General features: G+C 64.2%; 3 protein-coding genes. All 3 read left to right on the forward strand.

The window, feature by feature from the left end:
• The first annotated feature begins 114 nt into the window (after positions 1-114).
• Complete coding sequence (locus NKJ55_RS35275) at positions 115-1,056, forward strand: DUF2493 domain-containing protein (protein WP_352453906.1); 942 nt, start codon at positions 115-117, stop codon at positions 1,054-1,056.
• Between the two features lie 62 nt (positions 1,057-1,118).
• Entirely contained in the window at positions 1,119-1,379 is a 261-nt protein-coding gene (locus NKJ55_RS35280; RefSeq protein WP_352453907.1) for a type II toxin-antitoxin system prevent-host-death family antitoxin, read from the forward strand.
• Positions 1,369-1,788 (forward strand): hypothetical protein, encoded by a 420-nt coding sequence (locus NKJ55_RS35285; RefSeq protein ID WP_352453908.1) that lies wholly within the window; start codon positions 1,369-1,371, stop codon positions 1,786-1,788. Before NKJ55_RS35280 ends, NKJ55_RS35285 begins: the two co-directional genes overlap by 11 nt.
• Positions 1,789-1,794 lie beyond the last annotated feature (6 nt).

Here is a 1,794-nt window from a genome sequence, read left to right on the forward strand (position 1 = left end):
CGGCTGCGCCGTCCTCCGCTCGCGCTTCGGCCTTCGGTGCGGCCGCGTCCGCGGCGCGGCCGGGATGCGCTGTCAGGCCGCGATGGGCGCGGCCACAACCGATGGAGACACGCCATGACCTACGAGCTTCCTTTCGACGAGGCCTATGAGCCCTACCACGCCTCCTCGCCGACCGATCGTGTCATCCTCGAACTGCAGATGTACGGCCATCGCCCGCATCAGGACGAACCCGATCCTCGGCCACTTCCCGACGACGAGGTGATCCGGGCTGGCCTCGCCGGGATCGTCGAGAGCTTCGCCGGCATGCTCGGCGATACCAGGCTCGAACCCGATCTTGACGACCTGCTCTGGTCCTTCGCAAACGTCTTCCACCGCGCAGCCGAGCGCGTCGCCCGCAACCTCGACCGCAATGAGGAGGCGCAGCGTTCGAGCCAGCAGGAGCAGGACGGCTCGGAGGTGAAGTCCGTCGAGCTGGAGCGGCTGACTGCGGAAGGCATCACCTATATCGAGCGCCGCAACGTGCTCGAAATCATGCGCGATGAGGCTGCCGACCTCTACGAGGCACAAACCGGATCGGCATGGCGGCCGCGCACTGGCTCCAAGGTCTCCCACCAGGCGATGACCGCTTCGGTGATCGACAGCCGCGACTTCCTCGCCGCCCGCCGCCACGCCGAAACCGAGGTGCTCGTTCCTGCCGGCACCAAGATTGCCTTCGCCGGTGGTCTCGACTGCAACGATCACGACCGGATCTGGAACGCGCTCGACAAGGCCCGCGAGAAGCATCCCGACATGGTCCTGCTCCACGGCGGCAGCCCGCGTGGCGCCGAACGCATCGCCGCCTGCTGGGCCGAGAACCGCAAGGTCACCCAGATCGCCTTCAAACCGGACTGGACCCGACACGCCAAGGCGGCTCCGTTCCGCCGCAACGATCAGCTTCTCTCGGTGGTGCCCTACGGCCTGATCGTCTTTCCCGGTTCCGGCATCACCGAGAACCTGGCCGACAAGGCGCGTCGGCTCGGCATCCCCGTGTGGCGGTTCGCGGAGGACGGCGCGTGAGCGCCGTTTTCTTGCAAATCAAGAAAATCCAGATAATATGGAGATCGATAAGGAGTCCAGCCATGCGCCAGTTCACGACGGGGGATCTCAACAAGCAGGTTGGCGACGTCACCGACGTTGCCAGCCGCGAACCCGTTATTCTTACCAAGCACCGCAAACCCCGGTTCGTGTTGATGAGTTACGAGCACTACGAACGGATGCGCATCGGCAGTGATCCCCGCCGCGCATACCATGTCTCCGAGATGCCGGAGGACCACACGGAACTCTTCGCCGCCGAGATCGACCGACTAGCGCGCGGGGAAGGATACGATGATGAGCGGTAGATTTCTGCCTGGTCAGGTGATCTCCTACCCGTATCTTTGGGCATGGCAACACGAGCGCGGCGAAACGGAAGGCCGCAAGAGCCGGCCGACCTGCGTGGTCATCGCTGTCGGCGGCGCAAGAGATGGCCTGACCCATCTCGCGCTCCTGGCGATAACCACCCAGCCACCGCCCGGCGATCGGGTCGGTTTGGAAGTCTCCGCTATCGAGTGCCGCCGCGCCGGTCTGAGCGATCTCAAGCGCTGCTGGATCGTGGTTGACGAATACAACTACGATATTGCCGAACGCTCCTGGTACATCGAATCCGACGGTAAACCCCTCGGTCGTTTCAGCAAGGCATTCATGATGAAGATCGCAGGCGCCTTTATCGAAGCGCGCAGCGAGGGCCGCCGCGTCAGCCGTCTGGATTGACGTTCT

The organism is Mesorhizobium sp. M0106 (assembly GCF_040322715.1).
In the GTDB taxonomy this organism is placed as follows: domain Bacteria; phylum Pseudomonadota; class Alphaproteobacteria; order Rhizobiales; family Rhizobiaceae; genus Mesorhizobium.

What these genes read in the sequence shown, in the direction of transcription:
- NKJ55_RS35275 (WP_352453906.1), top strand. Translation starts at nt 115, where the DNA reads ATGACCTACGAGCTTCCTTTCGACGAGGCCTATGAGCCCTACCACGCC.
- NKJ55_RS35280 (WP_352453907.1), top strand. Translation starts at nt 1,119, where the DNA reads ATGCGCCAGTTCACGACGGGGGATCTCAACAAGCAGGTTGGCGACGTC.
- NKJ55_RS35285 (WP_352453908.1), top strand. Translation starts at nt 1,369, where the DNA reads ATGAGCGGTAGATTTCTGCCTGGTCAGGTGATCTCCTACCCGTATCTT.